At 63.9% G+C, this 19,374-nt stretch carries 20 protein-coding genes and 1 other RNA gene; 12 read left to right on the forward strand and 9 right to left on the reverse strand.

What is annotated here, in order from left to right; all coding sequences use genetic code 11:
* Positions 1–47: 47 nt before the first annotated feature.
* The 9 genes from rpsE (at position 48) to rimK (ending at position 7,966) form a co-directional block, all read left to right on the forward strand.
* Positions 48–764 carry a 30S ribosomal protein S5 gene (gene rpsE / locus QUV11_RS16040; protein ID WP_300883891.1) on the forward strand — a complete coding sequence of 239 codons (717 nt, stop codon included), beginning with the start codon at positions 48–50 and terminating at the stop codon, positions 762–764.
* 6 nt (positions 765–770) lie between these two features.
* Positions 771–947, forward strand: a complete 177-nt coding sequence (rpmD, locus tag QUV11_RS16045; RefSeq protein WP_300883892.1) for a 50S ribosomal protein L30 — start codon at positions 771–773, stop codon at positions 945–947.
* Positions 948–1,120: 173 nt separating this feature from the next.
* Positions 1,121–1,621, forward strand: coding sequence for a 50S ribosomal protein L15 (gene rplO / locus QUV11_RS16050; protein ID WP_300883893.1), 501 nt, complete (start codon positions 1,121–1,123; stop codon positions 1,619–1,621).
* A gap of 196 nt (positions 1,622–1,817) precedes the next feature.
* Positions 1,818–3,185, forward strand: a complete 1,368-nt coding sequence (gene secY / locus QUV11_RS16055) for a preprotein translocase subunit SecY (protein WP_300883894.1) — start codon at positions 1,818–1,820, stop codon at positions 3,183–3,185.
* Positions 3,186–3,244: 59 nt separating this feature from the next.
* Complete coding sequence (locus QUV11_RS16060) at positions 3,245–3,892, forward strand: adenylate kinase (protein WP_300883895.1); 648 nt, start codon at positions 3,245–3,247, stop codon at positions 3,890–3,892.
* 228 nt (positions 3,893–4,120) lie between these two features.
* Entirely contained in the window at positions 4,121–4,930 is an 810-nt protein-coding gene (locus tag QUV11_RS16065) for an SRPBCC family protein (protein ID WP_300883896.1), read from the forward strand.
* Positions 4,931–5,124: 194 nt separating this feature from the next.
* On the forward strand, positions 5,125–6,480 hold the full coding sequence (gene gdhA, locus QUV11_RS16070) for an NADP-specific glutamate dehydrogenase (RefSeq protein ID WP_300883897.1): 1,356 nt from the start codon (positions 5,125–5,127) through the stop codon (positions 6,478–6,480).
* A gap of 84 nt (positions 6,481–6,564) precedes the next feature.
* Complete coding sequence (locus QUV11_RS16075) at positions 6,565–7,035, forward strand: RimK/LysX family protein (RefSeq protein ID WP_300883898.1); 471 nt, start codon at positions 6,565–6,567, stop codon at positions 7,033–7,035.
* Between the two features lie 25 nt (positions 7,036–7,060).
* Positions 7,061–7,966 carry a 30S ribosomal protein S6--L-glutamate ligase gene (gene rimK / locus QUV11_RS16080; RefSeq protein WP_300883899.1) on the forward strand — a complete coding sequence of 302 codons (906 nt, stop codon included), beginning with the start codon at positions 7,061–7,063 and terminating at the stop codon, positions 7,964–7,966.
* Positions 7,967–7,984: 18 nt separating this feature from the next.
* Here rimK and QUV11_RS16085 read toward each other — a convergent pair whose 3' ends face one another.
* The 4 genes from QUV11_RS16085 to QUV11_RS16100 form a co-directional block, all read right to left on the reverse strand.
* The gene (locus tag QUV11_RS16085) at positions 7,985–8,515 is read right to left on the reverse strand and encodes an NUDIX hydrolase (protein ID WP_300883901.1); all 531 of its coding nucleotides are present in this window, start codon (positions 8,513–8,515) and stop codon (positions 7,985–7,987) included.
* Between the two features lie 123 nt (positions 8,516–8,638).
* Positions 8,639–9,322, reverse strand: coding sequence for a hypothetical protein (locus tag QUV11_RS16090; protein WP_300883902.1), 684 nt, complete (start codon positions 9,320–9,322; stop codon positions 8,639–8,641).
* 5 nt (positions 9,323–9,327) lie between these two features.
* A complete protein-coding gene (locus QUV11_RS16095; RefSeq protein WP_300883911.1) occupies positions 9,328–10,134 on the reverse strand; it encodes a TPM domain-containing protein in 807 nt (268 codons plus the stop codon).
* Between the two features lie 38 nt (positions 10,135–10,172).
* Complete coding sequence (locus QUV11_RS16100; protein ID WP_300883903.1) at positions 10,173–10,763, reverse strand: LemA family protein; 591 nt, start codon at positions 10,761–10,763, stop codon at positions 10,173–10,175.
* A 158-nt stretch (positions 10,764–10,921) separates the two neighbouring features.
* On the opposite strand from QUV11_RS16100, the gene mscL reads away from it, so the two are divergent.
* The gene (gene mscL / locus QUV11_RS16105) at positions 10,922–11,347 is read left to right on the forward strand and encodes a large conductance mechanosensitive channel protein MscL (protein WP_300883904.1); all 426 of its coding nucleotides are present in this window, start codon (positions 10,922–10,924) and stop codon (positions 11,345–11,347) included.
* Positions 11,348–11,509: 162 nt separating this feature from the next.
* Positions 11,510–11,891: a transfer-messenger RNA gene (gene ssrA / locus QUV11_RS16110) on the forward strand.
* Between the two features lie 20 nt (positions 11,892–11,911).
* Here ssrA and QUV11_RS16115 read toward each other — a convergent pair.
* The 4 genes from QUV11_RS16115 to QUV11_RS16130 form a co-directional block, all read right to left on the reverse strand.
* Positions 11,912–12,139, reverse strand: a complete 228-nt coding sequence (locus QUV11_RS16115; RefSeq protein ID WP_300883905.1) for a hypothetical protein — start codon at positions 12,137–12,139, stop codon at positions 11,912–11,914.
* Between the two features lie 90 nt (positions 12,140–12,229).
* Positions 12,230–13,480: an N-succinylarginine dihydrolase gene (locus QUV11_RS16120; RefSeq protein WP_300883906.1), complete on the reverse strand. Its 1,251-nt coding sequence runs from the start codon at positions 13,478–13,480 to the stop codon at positions 12,230–12,232.
* Positions 13,481–13,684: 204 nt separating this feature from the next.
* Positions 13,685–14,695 carry an arginine N-succinyltransferase gene (locus tag QUV11_RS16125; protein ID WP_300883907.1) on the reverse strand — a complete coding sequence of 337 codons (1,011 nt, stop codon included), beginning with the start codon at positions 14,693–14,695 and terminating at the stop codon, positions 13,685–13,687.
* Entirely contained in the window at positions 14,692–15,912 is a 1,221-nt protein-coding gene (locus QUV11_RS16130) for a hydrolase (protein ID WP_300883908.1), read from the reverse strand. The genes QUV11_RS16125 and QUV11_RS16130 overlap by 4 nt, the downstream gene beginning before the upstream one ends.
* 170 nt (positions 15,913–16,082) lie before the next feature.
* Between QUV11_RS16130 and QUV11_RS16135 the strand changes: the two genes are divergently transcribed.
* Positions 16,083–18,185, forward strand: a complete 2,103-nt coding sequence (locus QUV11_RS16135; protein ID WP_300883909.1) for a malate synthase G — start codon at positions 16,083–16,085, stop codon at positions 18,183–18,185.
* Positions 18,186–18,298: 113 nt separating this feature from the next.
* Here the strand turns inward: QUV11_RS16135 and QUV11_RS16140 are convergent, their stop codons facing one another.
* On the reverse strand, positions 18,299–19,132 hold the full coding sequence (locus QUV11_RS16140) for an alpha/beta fold hydrolase (RefSeq protein ID WP_300883910.1): 834 nt from the start codon (positions 19,130–19,132) through the stop codon (positions 18,299–18,301).
* Positions 19,133–19,374: the final 242 nt, after the last annotated feature.

Raw genomic sequence — 19,374 nt, forward strand, 5'->3', positions numbered from 1 at the left:
AGGCCCTGGCCGATGCCGCACGCGAAGGCGGACTGGAGTTTTAAGCGATGGCTGACGAAGTGAACAACACAGAAGCAACCGGCGCACCGGCCGATGGCGCGCCTCAGGGCGAACGTCAGGGTCGTGGCGGTCGCGGTCGTGGCCGTGGCGGCAACGAGCGTGGCGGCAACGATCGTGGGGGCGGCCGTGGCCGTCGTGACGACCGCAACAAGCGCGACGAGCCCCAGGGCGACGAGCTGATCGAAAAGCTGGTGCACATCAACCGTGTGTCGAAGACCGTCAAGGGCGGCAAGCGCTTCGGCTTTGCTGCACTGGTCGTGGTCGGTGACGGCCAGGGTCGTGCAGGCTTCGGCCATGGCAAGGCGCGCGAAGTGCCCGAGGCGATCAGCAAGGCAACTGCTGCCGCCAAGAAGAAGATGATCCGCGTTCCGCTCAAGGAAGGCCGCACGCTTCACCATGACGGCACCGGCCATTTCGGTGCGGGCAAGGTGACGCTGCGCAGCGCGCCGCAGGGTACCGGCATCATCGCCGGTGGTCCGATGCGCGCCGTGTTCGAAAGCCTGGGTGTGGCCGACGTTGTGACCAAGTCCAACGGAACGTCGAACCCCTATAACATGATCCGCGCGACCTTCGAGGCGCTCGGCGAACAGACCAGCCCCAAGTCGGTGGCAGCGCGTCGTGGCAAGAAGATTGCCGACCTGCTGGGCCGTGGCGGTGCCACTGCTGTTGTCGCTGAGGCTGAAGCCGCTGCGATTACGGAGTAAAGCGACATGGCAACCATCAAGCTGAAGCAGACCGGATCGCCGATCCGCCGTCCTGAATCGCAGCGCAAGATCCTGATCGGTCTTGGGCTCAACAAGATGAACCGCGTTGCGGAACACACGGACACGCCCGAAATTCGCGGCATGCTCCAGAAGGTTCGCCACATGGTGACGGTGATCGACTGACATGAAATGTTCCCTTGCCGACGGGCAGGGGGGTTAGGAGAGGGGAATGCGCACAATTGTGCTGGCATTCCCCTCTCTGTTTCGGCTAGGGGCGACGCTCTTAGTCTCCTGTACCTTTCCCATGCGGGGAAAGAACGGGATTAGCGCGAACAAAGCGAAAGCGAGTGCAACTTATGAAACTCAATGAAATCAGAGACAATGATGGCGCCCGCAAGGGCCGTATGCGCGTTGGACGCGGCATCGGCTCGGGCAAGGGCAAGACCGGCGGACGCGGCCAGAAGGGCCAGACCAGCCGTTCGGGTGTCTCGATTGCCGGATTTGAAGGCGGCCAGATGCCGCTCCACATGCGTCTTCCCAAGCGCGGGTTCAACAACCCGTTCGGCAAGGATTATGACATCGTCAACCTGGGCATGATCCAGAAGTTCATCGACGCCGGCAAGCTGCCGACCGATGGCACTGTCGATCAGGCGGCGCTTCGCGCTGCCGGCCTGTCGCGCGGCGGCAAGGATGGCGTGCGCGTTCTGGCCAAGGGCGAACTGACTTCGAAGGTCAGCTTTGCGGTCGCCGGCGCATCCAAGGGTGCGATCGAAGCGATCGAGAAGCTGGGCGGCAAGGTGGATATCATCCTCCCGCGGCCCAAGTACGTAAAGCCGCCCTACGAAAAGAAAGCCTGACACGGCCATCCGGCTTGTCAAGAACGCCCCGCCTCCCGATATGGTGAGCGCGGGGCGTCTTGCTTGAGGCGCCGCAAGTCGGTATCGCTGCGGCGGGCTTGTAAAGCGCAGGCGCGAGGCGTAGCGCGCACATATGTGATTTCCGGTCGCGCGCTTTGAATGCGCTGGCAGGCCGCTTTATGGGATACTTGGGTTCATGGCATCACGGGCCGACAATCTGGCAAGCAATTTCAGCCTGGCGAAGTTCAGCCAGGCCACCGAACTGAAGAACCGCATCTGGTTCACCATCGGTGCGCTGATCATCTTCCGCCTGCTGAGCTATGTGCCGCTTCCTGGCGTCGACCCCACCGCGCTGGCTGCCCTGTATGAGCAGACCAAGGGTGGCGTGCTCGATATCTTCAATACTTTCTCGGGCGGTTCGCTCGAGCGCATGAGCCTGATCGCGCTCGGCGTGATGCCCTACATCACCGCCTCGATCGTCGTGCAGCTCGCCGCTTCGCTGTCGCCGCAGCTCGCCGCGATCAAGAAGGAAGGCGAATCGGGCCGCAAGAAACTCAACCAGTATACCCGCTACGGCACGGTGTTCCTGACCGCCATGCAGGGCTATTTCATCGCCGTCGGCCTTGAATCCTATGCCGGTGCCAGCGGCATCCAGGCGGTGGTCGATCCCGGCATCATGTTCCGCATCGGCGCGGTGATCAGCCTCGTCGGCGGCACCATGTTCCTGATGTGGCTGGGCGAACAGATCACCGCACGCGGCATCGGCAACGGCATCTCGCTGATCATCATGGCGGGCATCGTTGCCCAGATGCCGGTGTTCATCGCGCAGATGTTCGAAGGCGGCCGCACCGGTTCGATCTCGCCGTTCCTGATCGTCGGCCTGCTGGTGATGATCGTCGGCCTCGTGATCTTCATCTGCTTCATGGAGCGTGCGCAGCGCCGGGTTCTGATCCAGTATCCCAAGCGCGCCACCCAGCGCGGCGTGATGCAGGCTGATCGCAGCCATCTTCCGCTCAAGATCAACACCGCAGGCGTCATCCCGCCGATCTTCGCCTCGTCGCTGTTGCTGATGCCGCTGACGATCTCGCAGTTCGCTGGCAATTCGGCTGACCCCAACTCGACCACCGGCAGCATGCTGGTGACGCTCAACCAGTATCTGCAGCACGGCCAGCCGCTCTATATGACGCTGTATGCGCTGGGCATCATCTTCTTCTGCTTCTTCTACACCGCCGTGGTGTTCAACCCGGAAGAGACGTCGGAGAACCTCAAGAAGAATGGCGGGTTCATCCCCGGCATCCGCCCCGGCAAGAACACCGCGACCTATCTGGATTATGTGCTCACCCGCATCACCGTTGTCGGTGCAGCCTATCTGACCTTCGTCTGCGTGTTGCCCGAGTACGTCATCGCGCAGACCGGCATTCCGCTGTTCTTCCTTGGCGGTACCAGCTTGCTGATCGTCGTGAACGTGACCGTCGATACGATCACCCAGATCCAGAGCCATCTGCTGGCGCACCAATATGCCGATCTGATCAAGAAGGCGAAACTGAAGGGCCGCTTGCGCTAAGCGCTCCAGTCTGAATAGGAAGGGCCGGGGCAACCGGCCCCAAGGGGATGTGACTGTCCATGAATATCATTTTGTTGGGCCCGCCAGGCGCCGGGAAGGGAACGCAGGCGCAGCGTCTGGTTGACGAACGCGGCATGAAGCAGCTTTCCACCGGCGACATGTTGCGCGCGGCGGTCAAGGCCGGCACGCCGATCGGGCTCAAAGCCAAGGCGGTCATGGAAGCCGGCGAACTGGTGTCCGACGAGATCGTCTCGGGGATCATCGGCGATGCACTCGACGAGCTGGCGCCCGAGACCGGGATCATCTTCGACGGCTATCCGCGCACCGCTGCCCAAGCCGAGTCGCTCGACGAGATCCTCGAAGCGCGCGGCCGCAGCCTGCACCATGTCATCGAACTGGGTGTGAACGAGGATGCTCTGGTCGATCGCATCACCGGCCGCTTCACCTGCGCCAATTGCGGCGAGGGCTATCACGACAGCTACAAGCTGCCCGCCAAAGAGGGCGTGTGCAACAAGTGCGGCTCGACCGAGTTCAAGCGCCGTCCCGACGACAACGAGGACACCGTGCGCACCCGCATGGCGGAATACCGCGCCAAGACCGCGCCGATCCTGCCGATCTACGAAGCGCGGGGAATCGTGTCGCGCGTCGATGGCATGGCGAGCATGGATGCGGTCGCAGGCGACATCTCGGGCATTCTGGACGCGTAATTCGATGAATCTCCCCTCCCGCATGCGGGAGGGGCAGGTCCGGCTTGCCGGACCGGGGTGGGCAGGGAGCACGATCCTCAGTCCTTGCGCAGGCCCACCCCGGCCTTCGGCCACCCCTCCCGCAAGCGGTAGGGGAGACGATGCGATAGCTACCGTCAGCGTCGACAGACTTGCGGGACCACCTGGTTGTAGGCATGGATAGCTCCCAAATTATGGGGAACCTTCCACATGCGTATCGCTTTTGCCGTTCTGGCCGTTGCTCTCGTCAGCACCACCCCCGCCCACGCCGAGGTCACCGCGCAGTCCGGCAGCGGCTTTGCGGTCAGTCACACGGTGACCGTATCGGTCGATCCCGAGGCCGCCTTCGCGATGCTGCGGACGCCGGCCAAATGGTGGGACAAGGAGCACACCTGGACCGGCAGCGCGGACAATCTCTATATGGACGCGCAGGCGGGTGGCTGTTTTTGTGAGCTGATCCCCAACGAGGCGACCACCGAAAGCGGCGCGCCGCAGCGCACGCTGCGGGGCAGTGTCCAGCACATGCAGATCCTCTATGTCGATCCGGGAAAACTGCTGCGGATGTCGGGGGCGCTTGGGCCGCTTCAGGGCGAGGCGATGACTGGCACCATGACCATCGCCCTGGCGCCGATCAAGGGCGGGACCAGGCTCACCGTCGACTATGTCGCGGGCGGCTTCATGCGGATGCCGCAGGACGCCATGGCCACTGCGGTCGACGGCGTGATCGGCGCGCAGGCCTCGCGGCTTGCGATGGCGCTGGGGCCTTTGGTCGGTGGCGGCAAGGGTGAGGCGCCCACGGTTGAAGACGATGCCACCGAGGCCGATGCAGGCGAGGGCGAGACCGCAGGTCCTGGCAGCGTCGGCAGCCTGGTCGCCGATCTCGAGCCTGATGAAGACGCGTCGGGGAATGCAGATAGCGAGAAGCCGGTTGCTGCGCCTCCCAAAGCAAAGACGCCTACCGCAGCCAGGCCCGCTGCACGGCCCGCTCGCGAGCGTAACGACGATGAGGGCGGGCGCTGAATCCAGGCTGACGGTGAGCCGTGGTTTGCCGTCGCGCGAGAGGCTCCGCACAGCGCGGATCGCTGTGCCAAATAGCACTATGCCCCCTAGAAAATTGCGTTAGAGTCCGCTCCGGATCGCAGGCGAATCAACAGAGTTCGCTGCGCTCGGGCCGGGTCGCGCAGTTTGCAGCATAACCTTATGAGGGGGCACCCATGGCCGTATCCGATCACGTAGACTTGCCGACTTTCATGGAAGGCGTGAAGAAGCGCAATCCGCATCAGCCCGAGTTCTGTCAGGCGGTTCAGGAAGTTGCCGAAGACATTTTCGATTTCATGGCCGACAAGGTCCAGTATCACGAGCAGCAGATCCTGCGGCGCATCGCCGAGCCTGATCGCGTGGTGTCGTTCCGCGTCTGCTGGGAGGACGACAACGGCAACATCCGGGTCCAGCGTGGCTGGCGCGTGCAGAACAACAACGCCATCGGCCCCTATAAGGGCGGCATCCGCTTCCACCCTTCGGTCAACGAATCGGTGCTCAAGTTTCTCGCCTTTGAGCAGACCTTCAAGAACGCGCTGACCGGGCTGCCGATGGGCGGCGGCAAGGGCGGATCGAACTTCAACCCCAAGGGCAAGAGCGTGCGCGAGATCATGCGCTTCTGCCAGAGCTTCATGACCGAACTGTACCGCCATATCGGCGCGGACGTCGATGTGCCCGCAGGCGATATCGGTGTGGGCGGGCGCGAGATCGGCTATATGTTCGGCCAGTACAAGCGCATCACCAACCAGTTCACCGGCGTGCTGACCGGCAAGGGTCTGGAATGGGGCGGCTCGCTGATCCGCACCGAGGCGACCGGCTATGGCGCGGTGTATTTCCTCGCCAACATGCTGGCGCACAAGGGCGACGATCTGGTGGGCAAGACCGCGGTCATTTCCGGATCGGGCAATGTCGCGACCCACGCGGCCGAGAAGATTGTCCAGATGGGCGGCAAGGTGCTGACCCTGTCGGACTCGGGCGGGTTCATCCACGATCCCGACGGCATCAGCCAGGACAAGATCAACTGGGTCAAGGAACACAAGACCCATCGCCGTGGCCGGATCGAGGAATATGTCGCCGAGTTCAAGGGCGCGACCTTCCACGAAGGCAAGACCCCCTGGGGCGTGCCGTGCGATGTCGCTTTGCCCTGCGCGACGCAGAACGAGCTGCTCGGCGACGATGCCCGGCTGCTGGTCAAGAACGGCTGCATTGCGGTGTCGGAAGGCGCCAACATGCCGACCGATCTGGATGGTGTCCATGTCTTCAAGGATGCCAAGATCCTCTATGCGCCGGGCAAGGCCTCCAACGCCGGCGGCGTCGCGGTTTCGGGGCTCGAGATGAGCCAGAATTCCGAGCGGCGCGCGTGGAAGGAAGACGAGCTCCAGCAGATGCTCAAGGACATCATGATGGGCATCCACAACAGCTGCCTGACCTATGGCGACAACGGCAAGGGCTATGTCGACTACGTGAAGGGCGCGAATATCGCGGGCTTCAAGAAGGTCGCCGATGCCATGCTCGCTTTTGGCGTAGTCTGATCCGATGACGGGCGCGGCGAGCAGGACGAACTGCTCGCCGCAAGCCTCTTGCGCCGCGCGCGCGGCCTGCTAACGGGCGCAGCGATGCCCCGGCTAACGAAACCCACCAAGGCTAGCCGGGAGCTGATCGATATCGGCTGGTGCGAATGCGTCGATCTGCCCGATCTGGGGCTGAGCCGGATCAAGGCCAAGATCGATACGGGGGCGGCCACCTCTTCCATCCATGCCACGCGGGTCAATCCGCTGATGATCGACGGCCTGTTGGTCGTCGAATTCTGGTTTCGCGCGCATCGCGGTGAGCCGGCGCGCAAATATCGCGCGCCCGGCGTCGAGCAGCGCAGCATTAAAAGCTCGAATGGAGCGATTGAACTACGCTATGTCATAGAAACGACGATGATGCTTGGTAGCGTGCGCTGGAAGGGGCACATGACCTTGGCCAACCGCAACACCATGAATTTTCCCATATTGATCGGTCGCCGTGCGCTGAAGCGGGGCTTTCGCGTCGATTGCGCGCGCAAATGGGCTCTTGGCCAACCCGAAGTCTCCGACCGATGACACCTGTTCCCCAAAGGATAACTCCATGAAAATCGCCATGCTGGCGCGCAACCCCAATCTCTATTCGCATCGCAGATTGTGCGAGGCGGCGCGGGATCGCGGGCACGAGCTCGATATCCTCAATACGTTGCGGGTGACGATGAACATCACCTCGCACCGGCCCGGCGCGCAGTACCATGGCGAGCCCGTGGCCAAGTACGATGCGGTGATTCCCCGCATCGGCGCGTCGATCACCCAATACGGCCTCGCGGTGGTCCGCCAGTTCGAGATGATGGGCGTGTGGTCGCTCAACGAAAGCGTCGCCATCGGCCGCTCGCGCGACAAGCTCCGCTCGATGCAGATTTTCGCCAAGCATGGCCTGGGCCTGCCGGTCACCGCCTTTGCGCATGACCCGCGGCAGACCGACGAGGTGCTCAAGATCGTCGGTGGCGCGCCGGTCGTGATCAAGCTGCTCGAGGGCACGCAGGGCATCGGCGTGGTGCTCGGCGAAACCGAGAAATCCGCCAAATCGGTGATCGAGGCGTTTCGCGGCGCCAACGTCAACATTCTGGTGCAGGAGTTCATCAAGGAAGCCGATGGCAGCGACATCCGCATCTTCGTGATCGGCGGCAAGGTGGTGGCATCGATGATGCGCACCGGCGCCAAGGGCGATTTCCGCTCGAACCTCCACCGCGGCGGGACCGCCAAGGCGGTCAAGATCACCCCCGAGGAACGTTCAACCGCAGTGCGCGCGGCCAGGGTCATGGGATTGAACGTCGCTGGCGTCGATATCCTGCGCTCCAATCACGGCCCGGTGATCATGGAGGTGAACAGCTCGCCAGGGCTCGAGGGGATCGAGAATGCCACCGGCAAGGACATTGCCGGGATGATCATCGATTTCGTCGCGGACAAGGTCAAGGACGGGACGAACAGGACCAAGGGCAAGGGCTGAGACCCGCCCGTCTGCGGATCAGCCGAGCATCCGCGCGCCGAGCAGCAACAGCAGCTTCACGTCCATGCCGCACCCGTGCGCGCGCTTGTCGGCCAGAAAGCCCTCGAGCGTCTCCAAAGGCACAACATGGACGGTGATGTTCTCGCCCTCGACCCCGCCGCCGTCGTGCACGCGGACCAGATCGTGCGCGCGCATCAGGTGGAAGGCTTCGCTCACCATGCCGGGTGAGGAATAGAACTCGCCCAGGTTCTCGATCCGTCCTGCACGAAACCCGGTTTCTTCCTCAAGCTCGCGCGCTGCCGCCAGTTCGGGCGCCTCGCCGCTGGCATGATCGCCGATCAGTCCGGCGGGCAGCTCGATGCACGGGCGGCCCAGGGGCACCCGAAACTGCTCGACCAGGATCACCGCACCATCGTGCACCGCCAGGATCACCGCAGCGCTGATACCGCGCGCGCGCGAGACATATTCCCATTTGCCGCGCGTCTTGGCGGTTATGAACTTACCCTGCCAGACGATCTGCTCGGGGTCGGTCATGGGAGTTTCCGTCATACGCTACGCCTCGTCATTCCCGCGAACGCGGGAATCCCGCTTTTGCGCCGTCGGTGAGCAGAAGCGGGACCCCCGCGTGCGCGGGGGTGACGGAAAAGTGGCGACTGCAAAGGCGCGCAATCATCAAAGCTCGATCAGCCTGTCGGGCAGTTCGTTGGGGTTGTCGGTGGTCTTGGGGAAGTGCTCGGCGAGCACCTTGCCGACGTCGCGCACCGCTGCCGCCATGCCTTCGCCGGGTCGCCCGGCGCGCAGTTCGACGATCATGTCGGCCATCGCCTCGCCCCAGACATCGGGGCTGACCTTGGCGGCGATCGCGCTGTCGGCGACGATCTCGGCGCGGTGTTCGGCCATCGAGAGATAGATCAGCACCCCGGTGAGCCCCATCGTGCGCTTCTCGGCACTCACCCGGAACAGGCTGATCGCGCGTGCGCGCGACCGGATGCGCTTGATCGCGGGCGGGGTCAGCGCGAGCCGGATCGGTTTCCACGCCACGACCAGATGCACCGCGCCGAACGTGACCGCGAGCAGCAGCATGATGATCGTCAGATATTCGCCGGGGGTATAGGCATGCACCCAGCCCCCGGTGAAGACGCTGAGCCAGCCTTCGAACCAGGCGGGGAAGACCGCGATGCACGCGAGAACGAAAAACATCGCCGCCACCGCCCAATAGATCGGCGTTTCGCGATAACCGTCGGACTGGCCCGCGATCACCGTGACGATCTCGCCATCGGTGTGTTTTTCGGCCGCAGCGACAGCATCGGTGACGATGCAATGGTCGTCGGCGGATACGGTTTCAACCTTGCTCATGATGCTCACCAGCCTCCCGACGATCCGCCGCCGCCGAAGCCGCCGCCACCGCCGCCAAAGCCGCCGCCTCCGAAGCCGCCGCCGCCGAACCCGCCGCCACCGCCGCCGCGTCCGTTGTTCATGGCTTGGCCTAGCAACAGGCCCCAGGTCACGACGTCACCGACACCCGAGCGGCCATAGCGCCGTCCCTTGCCAGCGCTGCTGAGCGCGGGGATGATGAAGAAGAACAGGATGATCGCGCCCCAGAACAGGAACAGCCCGATGCCGCCGCCGCCCTTGCTGGCACGCGCCTCCTGCTCGACTTCGGACGCAAAGGCGCGTGCCTCATCGTCGGGCAGGGTCAGCTGGGTGACGATCGCATCGGTGCCCGCGGCGATGCCGCCGGGATAATCGTTGTCGCGAAACCGCGGCAGGATGTCCTGCTGGATGATGACGCTGGAGAGCGCATCGGTGAGAATGCCCTCAAGGCCGTAGCCGACCTCGATCCGAACCTTGCGCTCGGTGGGCGCGACGATCAGCAGTGCGCCGTTGTCCTTTTCGGCATCGCCATTGGCGGCCTGGCCGATTCCCCATTCGCGGCCGAGCTGATAGCCATATTCCTCGATCTCATAGCCCTGCAGATCGGGCAGGGTGACGACCACCACCTGCCGCGTCGACTGCTTCTCCAGCGCTTCCAGCTTTGCGGTCAGCGCTGCTTCCTGCGCTGGATTGAGCAGATTGGCGCTATCGACGACGCGGCCTGTCAGCTTTGGATAAGTCTGGGCGAGCGCGGGCGCACTGGACGCTGCTGCGATACACAGCAGCGCCAGCATCCATGCCTGTCCCAGGCGCCCGAAGGCTGCGCGGGCGATCACGTGCCGAAATCGACCTTCGGCGCTTCCTCGGCGCCTTGCGTCGTCGCCTTGAACGGAACCAGCGGCTTGGCACCGTGGATCAGATTCGCGCCGATCGAGTCAGGGAAGGTGCGGATGGTGGTGTTATACTGCCGCACCGCCTCGTTGTAATCGCGCCGGGCGACCGCGATGCGGTTCTCGGTGCCTTCGAGCTGGCTCATCAGCACGGTGTAGTTCTGCTGGCTTTGCAGCTGCGGATAGGCTTCGACCACGGTGCGCAGCTGGCCCAATGCCTGGGTGAGCTGGTTCTGCGCCTGGCTGAACTTCTCGAAGGTTTCGGGATCGGACAGATCGTCGGTGGTGATGTTGATCGAGGTCGCGGCGGCGCGCGCCTGCGTGACCTGCGTCAGGATGCGTTCTTCGGAGGCCGCACCGGCCTTCACCGTCGAGACCAGATTGGGCACCAGATCGGCGCGGCGTTGATACTGGTTTTCGACATCGCCCCATTTGGCTTTGGCGTTTTCCTCGGCCGTCGGGACCGAGTTGATGCCGCAGGCGGCGAGCGAAAGCGTGGCCAGCGCCAGAACGGCATAGCGGGTGATACGCATAAAAGGGGTCCCTCCAGTTGATAACGCACAGGCGTTATATCGTGTTAACACGGCAACTCTGCAAGACCATGTTTTACATGGCCCACCAGCAAAGCGCTCGACATCTTCACGTCACTTGCGATTATAGGGTGATATCTTGGCAGCAAAAGGGGAAACACGTGTTCGCAGAGTTCAAGGCGTTTATCGCGCGGGGGAATGTGCTCGATCTGGCGGTGGCGGTGATCATCGGCGGGGCGTTCGCCACCATCACCACCTCGCTGACCCAGGACATCATCATGCCTCTGGTCGGCGCGATTTTCGGCGGCGCTGATTTCTCGAGCTATTTCATCATGTTGGGGCCGGTGCCCGAAGGCTATACCGGGTCGCTCGACAATTATGCCGAACTCAAGGAAGCGGGTGTCGCGCTGCTCGGTTATGGCCAGTTCATCACCGTGGTGATCAACTTCCTGATCCTGGCATTCATCATCTTCCTGATGGTGCGGCAGGCCAACAAGCTGTTCAAGAAACCCGACGAGCCCGGTGCGCCTGCAGGCCCCAGCGAGGTCGAACTGCTCGCCGAAATCCGCGACCTGCTGAAGAAGTGAGTTTACGCCAAATCCTCCCCTGAAAGGGGAGGGGGACCGCCCGCATAGCGGGTGGTGGAGGGGCAGCGGCTGAGTGTGCTCTCCAAGGGAAGCACAATTCCGCTTCCCCTCCACCGCTTCGCGGTCCCCCTCCCCGTTCCGGGGAGGATTAAATAGCCACACTCACTTCCCATTCAGCAATCCATCGCTATATACATCCCTGCCGGCTCGTCCGGCTATGATGATAAACTGCGGCGTGCAATAGGCACAGCGGACCCGGGGGCGGTACCCGGCGGCTCCACCATGAACCCCGAGAAATCGGGGCTTTTGACGGGGCCGAACTAGGATCGACGTGTGTTGAAAGACGTTGTTTTCATCCGGGCTGAGTAACCCGTATAAGGCTCAAACACGATAAGTGCCAATGACAATGACGCACTCGCTCTCGCTGCATAATTCAGCGGCCTAACGGCCAAGAACTATCTAGCAAGAGCGCGGTTGAACCCACCGGGCAACAGAAGCGGAGTTCAGCGGTTTGGAGAGCACCGGGCAACAGAAGCTCTCCACCATTCCTTTCCTGCAACAGCGTCAGTCGGGGCCATAGGCCTGCTGGTAGTCGATCGCGTCGAGCATCTTCGCACCGGCCATGAACACCGCGCCGGTGCAGGCGACGAACAGCAGCCAGCCGCCATATCCGGGATACTGATCGAGATAGAGCTTGCCCCGTTCGCAGGCGCCGAGCGCCAATGCGTAGGTGATCAGATACACCTCGAATTTGGTCTTGATCACGAACAGGCGCCGGATTTTCTCAAACATGCATTTCTGTCCGCAAGCCCCGTGCCAATCCCGGTATTCCCGGGCTTCTCAGGGTAAAGATCGGGTTAATGTGTAAAGCCCACCGACAGGTCAGGCGAGTTTGCCCAGATCCAGCGCGTCCAGCAGCGCAGCGCGCGCCGTCCGAACGGCGTCTGCAAAACGGGGATCGGCCAGATCTGCAGGCGCGATGCGCTCGGGCCAGTGCGCTGCAATCACCCGTTCGATGCGGTCGAGACTCTCCGGCGTCGCGATGAACCGAGGATCGATGGTCGCCGGGTCGGCTACCACCCGCAGTCTCAGGCATGCCGGACCACCGCCATTGGCCATCGACTGGCGGACGTTGACCGCTACCAGCCGCCGGATCGGACCATTGCCCGCGACCATCGCCTCGAGCCACTGCCATACCGCTGTAACCTCCTGCGATTCGCTCGGCAGCACCAAGGCGTGCCCGCCCTCGGGCAGAGTGACGAGTTGCGCGTTGAACAAATAGCTCTTGATCGCGTCGGCGAGCGACACCGAACTTGCGGGCACCTCGACGATCTGAACCTGCGGAAACGCGGCGCGGATCGCGGCATAGGCGCTGGTGCGGTCCTCGAACGCCTGTTCATGCGTGAACAGCACGGTCTCGTTGGCGACCGCGACGACATCATTGTGGAAGGCACCGGCGGCAATCGCGGTTTCACTCTGCTGGATCAACAATGTGGCGTCGGGTGCAAGGCCGTGCCGCCGCGCGATCGCCTTGCCCGCCTCGACATGCTGGCGCGCGGGGAAGGGCCCGCCGGTCTTGCCATAGACGAAGATCTCGACGCCAGCGCTGCCATGACCGTCGCACAGCCGCATATGGTTCGCCGCGCCTTCATCGCCGTACGGGGCAGGGACGGGGCCGTGCACCGCGAAATGGCGCTCGTCGGCAAAGGCGAGGCGAAGCTGCGCCAGCGTGCCGGTCCATTCATGGCTGCGGTGCGGCATCGTGACCAGATTGGCGACGGTCAGGTGACAGCGGCCATCGGCGGTGTCGGGGGCAGGGGAGACGGTCGCAGCGTTGGCGGCCCACATCGCGGACGCAGAGTAGGCCGCGGCCCGGATATGCGGCTCAGCGCTGGCGAGATCGCAGCCCAGGCTTTCCAGCCAGCCGGTGTTGGGCCGGTCGAGCGGCACGAAGAAACCCTGCGGCAGGCCCAGCGCGATATTCGCGCGCATCTTCGCGATGCCTTGCAGCGCCGCCGCGCGCGGCTCGCTGACCGCCCCGGCGTTGCTCGCCGACGCGATGTTGCCGAGGCTCAGCCCTGCGTAATTGTGACTGGGTCCGATGATCCCGTCGAAGTTGATTTCGGTCAACATAGGTTCTTTCCGTTTCTTCCCTCTCCCCTCCGAGGGGGAGGGTTGCGCAGACTTGGCAGCTTGCTGCCTAGTCGGAGCTGGGAGAGGGGGCAGCAACGCCTGGGTGGCGCTCCGCCGCTCACCCCTCATCCAACTGCGCCTAGGCGACTGCGTCGCCAAGGCTTCGTATCCTTCTCCCTCAAGGGGAGAAGGTCTGGCGTCACATCACCGCTCGATCCAGCGCACGGCATCGCCCGCACCTACCCCCAGCAGTCCTGCAGCCTTCGCATCGATCGCCACGGTGTCGCCGTCATCGCCCACATGGCCATACGCGCAGCGGAAGTCCGCCAGCCTGCCGGATGCCACCAGCGACAGCGTTCCACCATCCGCCGTTTTGCCGAGCACCGCATCGCGCGAGTTGCGGATCGAGTGCACATGATCGGTGCGGGCCATCATCGTGGGACCGCCATCGAAGATGTCGACGTAGTTCTCATACGCAAAGCCTTCGTTCTCCAGCATCCGCATCGCCGCGCGGCCGCTGACATTGGGGCGTCCCAGCACATGGCGCGCGGCATCGGACAGCATCGCGACATAGACCGGGTGCTTGGGCATCAGATCGGCGATGAACTGGTTGCCGCGCAGGGCATTGAAGGTGTCGGCTTCGTCGAAGCTCATGCCGAAAAAGCGCCCGGCGATGCTGTCCCAGAACGGCGAATCGCCCGCCTCGTCGATCACGCCGCGCAACTCGGCGAGGATGCGGTCGGTAAAGCGCTTGCGGTGCATGGCGATGAACAGATAGCGGCTGCGCGCGAGCAACAGGCCGAGGCCGCCCGCGCGCTCGCCCGGATGCAGGAACAGTCCGCCGACTTCACACGATCCCTCAAGATCGGTCACCAGGCTCAGGATTTCGGCGCGAAAGGTCTGGCCCAGTTCGGCGCTGTGTTGGGTCAGCGTGCTCAGCCGATAGGAATAGAAAGGCCATTTCTGCCCGACACGGGTGAGCAGCTGGCAGGTGCCGCGGATCTCGCGTGTCTCGGTGTTTTCCAGCACCAGCACGAACAGTTCGTCGTCGATGCTGTCGTCGGTGCGGGCAAAGGCCTCGGTCGAGCGCGTGATCTTGGATTCGAGCGACTTGCGGTCGGCGGGCAGGTTGGTGAAACCGCCGCCGGTAAGCTTGGCCATCTCGTAGATCGGCTGCAGATCGTCGGGCGTCGCCGCCCGAATGACAAAGCTCATAAACCCCTCTTTTCGGCCAGCCGCATGATGGTGAGCGCCGACAGCCGTGCGCGTTCGGCGAGGCTGTCGGTGATCAGGAACTCGTCGGCGCTATGGATCGCGCCGCCGCGCACCCCCATGGTATCGACCACGGGCACGCCGCAGGCTGCGATGTTGTTGCCATCGCACACCCCGCCGGTGCCGCGCCAGCCGATCTCGAGCCCCAGGGCCGCGCCGCAATCCTTGACCAGCCCGAACAGCTTTTGCGCGCCCGGATCGATCGGCTTGGGCGGGCGACCGAAGCTGCCATGGGTATGGACCGAAAGGTCGTGCTCGTGTGCGATGGTGTCGCACAGGCGCTTCAGCTCTTCATCGGCGAATGCCTGCATTGCAAGGCTTTGCGGACGGAAGTTGACGCGCAGTATCGCATGATCGGGCACCACGTTGTTGGCGCTGCCACCGTCGATCCTGGCCGGGTTCACCGAAAGCCCGTCGCGGGTCAGCGCCTTGAGCCGCACCGCCAGGTCGGCGGCCGCGACCAGTGCGTTGCGCCCGTCCTGCGGATTGCGCCCGGCATGCGCCGAGCGGCCGGTGACGATGATCGAGAAATTGCCCGAGCCGCCGCGCTCGCCCGCCAGCGTGCCATCGGGCAGCGCGGGTTCGTAGGTCAGCGCCGCGGCCTTGCCATTGGCCAGCTGTGCGATCAGCGCAGCGGAAGAGCCCGATCCGACCTCCTCGTCGCTGTTGATCATCACGTCATAGCCGATGCTGGCTGCGAGCGGCGACGCCTCGACCGCCTTGAGCGCCGCCAGCATCACCGCGATGCCGCCTTTCATGTCGGCAACACCGGGGCCGTTCAACACCCCCGGCTCGAGCCAGGTCAGGCTCTGGAAGGCGCTATCGGCAGGAAACACGGTGTCCATATGCCCGGTGAGCAACAGCCGCAGCGGCGCTTCGGGGCGAACGGTCACCACCAGATGCTGGCCGCGCTGGATGGCGTCGACGCTGCCGTCGGTCCGAACGGCCTCGACCTGCGTCGGATCGATCAGCCGCGCCTCTCCGGGAAGGGCCGCGAAGGCATCGGCAAGCAACTGCGCCGTCTGTGCCAAGCCTGCCAGATTGCCCGATCCGCTGTTGATCCTCGCCCAGGTTTCCACCTGCTGCAGCATCGCGGATTGGTCGATGGTATCAAGCACACCGCGTTCGGATGCGGTCAGACTGGCAAGGCTGGTCGTCATCCGCCGTGCATAGCTCGGTTGGTCGCACACCGCCACCCGTTGCGGGAAAAGCCGATTTACTTTGACACCTTGCGTTGCCATAGCCGGTGCGCCATTCCTCCCCGGAAAAGTCTGAAATCTCCCTGCGCGCTGCGGTCAGGGATGACGCTTTCAACCAAAGAGGACCCGGAATGAGCGACTATATCCAGAGCAACGGCATCAGCATCGATTCTGCGCTGCATGGCTTTATCACCGATTCGGTGCTGGCCCCGCTGGCGCTCGACGCGGACCGTTTCTGGGCGGACTTCGCCGCGCTGCTCGAGCGGTTTGCGCCGGTCAACCGCGAGCTGCTCGAAAAGCGCGAAGAGCTCCAGGCCAAGATCGACGACTGGCACCGCGCCCGCAAGGGCCAGCCCATGAACGCGATGGAATATCGCACCTTCCTGTACGACATCGGCTATCTGGTGACCGAGCCGCAGCCGTTCGCCATCGGCACCACCAATGTCGACCCCGAAATCGCGACGATGGCGGGGCCGCAGCTGGTCGTGCCCTCGCTCAACGACCGCTTCGTGCTCAATGCCGCCAATTCGCGCTGGGGCAGCCTGTACGACGCCTATTACGGCACCGACGCGCTCGATGCCGCGCCTGCGCAGCCCGGCGGCTATGATGCGGTGCGCGGCGCTGCAGTGGTCAAGGCGGCCAAGGCGTTTCTGGATCAGTCGGTGCCGCTCGCAGATGGCAGCTGGGCGGACTTTGCCGGGGGCACGCCCGCGCTCGCCGATCCCGAACAGCTTGTCGGCACCAACGGCGCCAACCTGCTGCTGCGCCACAACGGCCTGCACATCGAGATCGTGATCGATCCCGCCAGCCCGATCGGCAAGGATGACAAGGCGGGCATCGCCGATGTGCTGCTCGAAGCTGCGCTGACCACCATCGTCGACATGGAAGATTCGGTCGCGGCGGTCGATGCCGAGGACAAGATCCTGGCGTACACCAACTGGCTGGGGTTGATGCGCGGCGATCTGGAAGCAAGCTTCCCCAAGGGCGGCAAGACGCTCACGCGCGCGCTCGAGCCTGACCGCGATTACACCGCGCCCGATGGCACCGCGTTCACTCTGCCGGGCCGCAGCGTGCTGTTCGTGCGCAATGTCGGCCATCTGATGACCAACCCGGCGGTGCTGCTCGCCGATGGCAGCGAAGCGCCCGAGGGCATCCTCGATGCGGTGTTCACCAGCGCAATCGGGTGCCACGACATCAAGCAGCTGGGCCGCTACCGCAACAGCCGCGCGGGATCGATCTACATCGTCAAGCCCAAGATGCACGGGCCCGAAGAGTGCGGCTTCACCAACGACCTGTTCGATGCGGTCGAGGACATGCTCGGCCTTGCGCGCCACACGATCAAGGTCGGCGTGATGGACGAGGAACGCCGCACGTCGGCCAACCTTGCCGCGTGCATCCATGCCGTCCGCGACCGCATTGTCTTCATCAACACCGGCTTTTTGGATCGCACCGGCGACGAGATCCACACTTCGATGCAGGCCGGCCCGATGGTGCGCAAAGGCGACATGAAGACCTCGGACTGGATCAAGTCGTACGAGGCGCGCAACGTCGGCATCGGGCTCAAATGCGGGCTCGATGGCAAGGCGCAGATCGGCAAGGGCATGTGGGCCGCGCCTGACATGATGGCCGACATGATGGAACAGAAGATCGGCCACCCGCTGACCGGCGCCAATACCGCCTGGGTGCCGTCACCCACCGCTGCGACGCTGCACGCGATGCACTATCACAAGGTCGACGTGTTCGCGCGCCGCGCCGAGATCGCCGCGCAGACGGTCCCGAATCTCGACCCGCTGCTCAGCATCCCGCTCGCCGCCGGGCAGAACTGGTCGCCCGACGACATCCGCGCTGAGCTCGACAACAATGCGCAGGGGATCCTGGGCTATGTCGTGCGCTGGGTCGACCAGGGGATCGGCTGCTCGAAGGTGCCCGATATCCACGACGTCGGGCTGATGGAAGACCGCGCGACGCTGCGCATTTCGAGCCAGGCGCTGGCCAACTGGCTGCTGCATGGCGTGTGCACCGCGGACGAGGTCGATGCCGCGCTGCTGCGGATGGCGGCGAAGGTCGACGCGCAGAACGCGGGCGATCCGCTCTATCACCCGATGGCGAGCGACCCCGAAGGCTCGATCGCCTTCCAGGCGGCGCGCGATCTGGTGTTCAAGGGGGTCGAGCAGCCCAGCGGCTACACCGAGCCGCTGCTGCACGCCTATCGCCAGAAGGTGAAGGCGGGGTAGGGCTTTACACCTACTCAATCGTCATTCCCGCGAAGGCGGGAATCCCGCTTTTACGCTGACGATGTTCGAGGAAGCGGGACCCCCGCCTTCGCGGGGGTGACGGGGGAGGGGCTTTAACCCTCCTCCGCATCCAGATGCCCACGGATCGCTTCAAGACTCTCGTCGAGATGGCTGAGCATGAACAGATGCCCGCCATCCTCGATGATCTGGAGCTGCGAATTGCGGATCAGGGTCTTGAGGATCTGGCCGTTGATCACCGGCACAATCTGGTCGTCGCCGCCCATCAGGATCAGCGTCGGCTTGCTCATGAAGGGCAGGAAGGGCGCGCTGGTCCAGCCGATCATCGCGAGCAATTGGTAGAAATAGCCGGTCTTCGACGGCGCGGTGATGCGGCCGGTGTGGCCGGTCGCACCCGTGGTCGATCCGCCGTAGAGCGTGGCGAAGTGTTTCTCCATATAGCTGGGATCGATATAGCGGCGCGGATCGGCCATCTTGCTGAGGGCGGATATGTTGCCGGGCACCATGAACATGCCTGCGGTGGTCGCCGCGAGCACCAGCCGGTTAACGCTGCCAGAGTGCTGGAGCGCAAAATGCTGTGCCATCGCGCCGCCCCAACTCACGCCCATGACATCAACCGTCTCGATCTCGAACTGCTGGAGCAGCAGCCAGGCGCAGCGCGCCATCAGGAACGCGTTGTACGGCACCTTCGGATCGGGCGACCCGCCGACACCGGGCATGTCGAAGGTGATGAACGGGCGTTCCTCCATCATCTCGGCGAAGGGCGCGACCGCCTCCATGTTCGCGCCGATGCCGTTGAAGAACAGCAAAGGCGGCTTGGTCAGCCCCTCGTTGAAACGCCACCGCGCCACGCGCAGAGTGCGTCCATCGACCACCTCCATGGTGATCTCGGGGCCCGAAGGGACGGTGGGCTTGGGTTTGCTGGCCAAGGATGGCTCCTGTCGGTTGAGGTAGTATCTTAGTTAAATCCTCCCCGATCCGGGGAGGGGGACCACGAAGTGGTGGAGGGGAAGCGGTGTTGCTCAAAGCTCAAGGCGACGCGCCTGGACGCTTCCCCTCCGTCAGCCCTGACGGGCTGCCACCTCCCCGTTCCGGGAGAGGATTTAGTTTTGCTTCACTCCAATACATACAGACCCGGCGCAGGTTCCAGCGCGGGGTGTTTCTTGCTGCC

The organism is Blastomonas sp., assembly GCF_030373265.1.
Taxonomy (GTDB): domain Bacteria; phylum Pseudomonadota; class Alphaproteobacteria; order Sphingomonadales; family Sphingomonadaceae; genus Blastomonas.

Bases quoted from the DNA above. Each gene is read 5' to 3' on its own strand.
- QUV11_RS16100 (WP_300883903.1), bottom strand. From the start codon at position 10,763: ATGCGTATCACCCGCTATGCCGTTCTGGCGCTGGCCACGCTTTCGCTC.
- QUV11_RS16090 (WP_300883902.1), bottom strand. From the start codon at position 9,322: ATGAGCAAGGTTGAAACCGTATCCGCCGACGACCATTGCATCGTCACC.
- rpsE (WP_300883891.1), top strand. From the start codon at position 48: ATGGCTGACGAAGTGAACAACACAGAAGCAACCGGCGCACCGGCCGAT.
- secY (WP_300883894.1), top strand. From the start codon at position 1,818: ATGGCATCACGGGCCGACAATCTGGCAAGCAATTTCAGCCTGGCGAAG.
- QUV11_RS16120 (WP_300883906.1), bottom strand. From the start codon at position 13,480: ATGTTGACCGAAATCAACTTCGACGGGATCATCGGACCCAGTCACAAT.
- QUV11_RS16085 (WP_300883901.1), bottom strand. From the start codon at position 8,515: ATGACGGAAACTCCCATGACCGACCCCGAGCAGATCGTCTGGCAGGGT.
- QUV11_RS16130 (WP_300883908.1), bottom strand. From the start codon at position 15,912: ATGACGACCAGCCTTGCCAGTCTGACCGCATCCGAACGCGGTGTGCTT.
- QUV11_RS16125 (WP_300883907.1), bottom strand. From the start codon at position 14,695: ATGAGCTTTGTCATTCGGGCGGCGACGCCCGACGATCTGCAGCCGATC.
- rpmD (WP_300883892.1), top strand. From the start codon at position 771: ATGGCAACCATCAAGCTGAAGCAGACCGGATCGCCGATCCGCCGTCCT.
- QUV11_RS16075 (WP_300883898.1), top strand. From the start codon at position 6,565: ATGCCCCGGCTAACGAAACCCACCAAGGCTAGCCGGGAGCTGATCGAT.
- QUV11_RS16115 (WP_300883905.1), bottom strand. From the start codon at position 12,139: ATGTTTGAGAAAATCCGGCGCCTGTTCGTGATCAAGACCAAATTCGAG.
- QUV11_RS16095 (WP_300883911.1), bottom strand. From the start codon at position 10,134: ATGCTGGCGCTGCTGTGTATCGCAGCAGCGTCCAGTGCGCCCGCGCTC.
- QUV11_RS16135 (WP_300883909.1), top strand. From the start codon at position 16,083: ATGAGCGACTATATCCAGAGCAACGGCATCAGCATCGATTCTGCGCTG.
- rimK (WP_300883899.1), top strand. From the start codon at position 7,061: ATGAAAATCGCCATGCTGGCGCGCAACCCCAATCTCTATTCGCATCGC.
- QUV11_RS16065 (WP_300883896.1), top strand. From the start codon at position 4,121: ATGCGTATCGCTTTTGCCGTTCTGGCCGTTGCTCTCGTCAGCACCACC.
- gdhA (WP_300883897.1), top strand. From the start codon at position 5,125: ATGGCCGTATCCGATCACGTAGACTTGCCGACTTTCATGGAAGGCGTG.
- rplO (WP_300883893.1), top strand. From the start codon at position 1,121: ATGAAACTCAATGAAATCAGAGACAATGATGGCGCCCGCAAGGGCCGT.
- QUV11_RS16060 (WP_300883895.1), top strand. From the start codon at position 3,245: ATGAATATCATTTTGTTGGGCCCGCCAGGCGCCGGGAAGGGAACGCAG.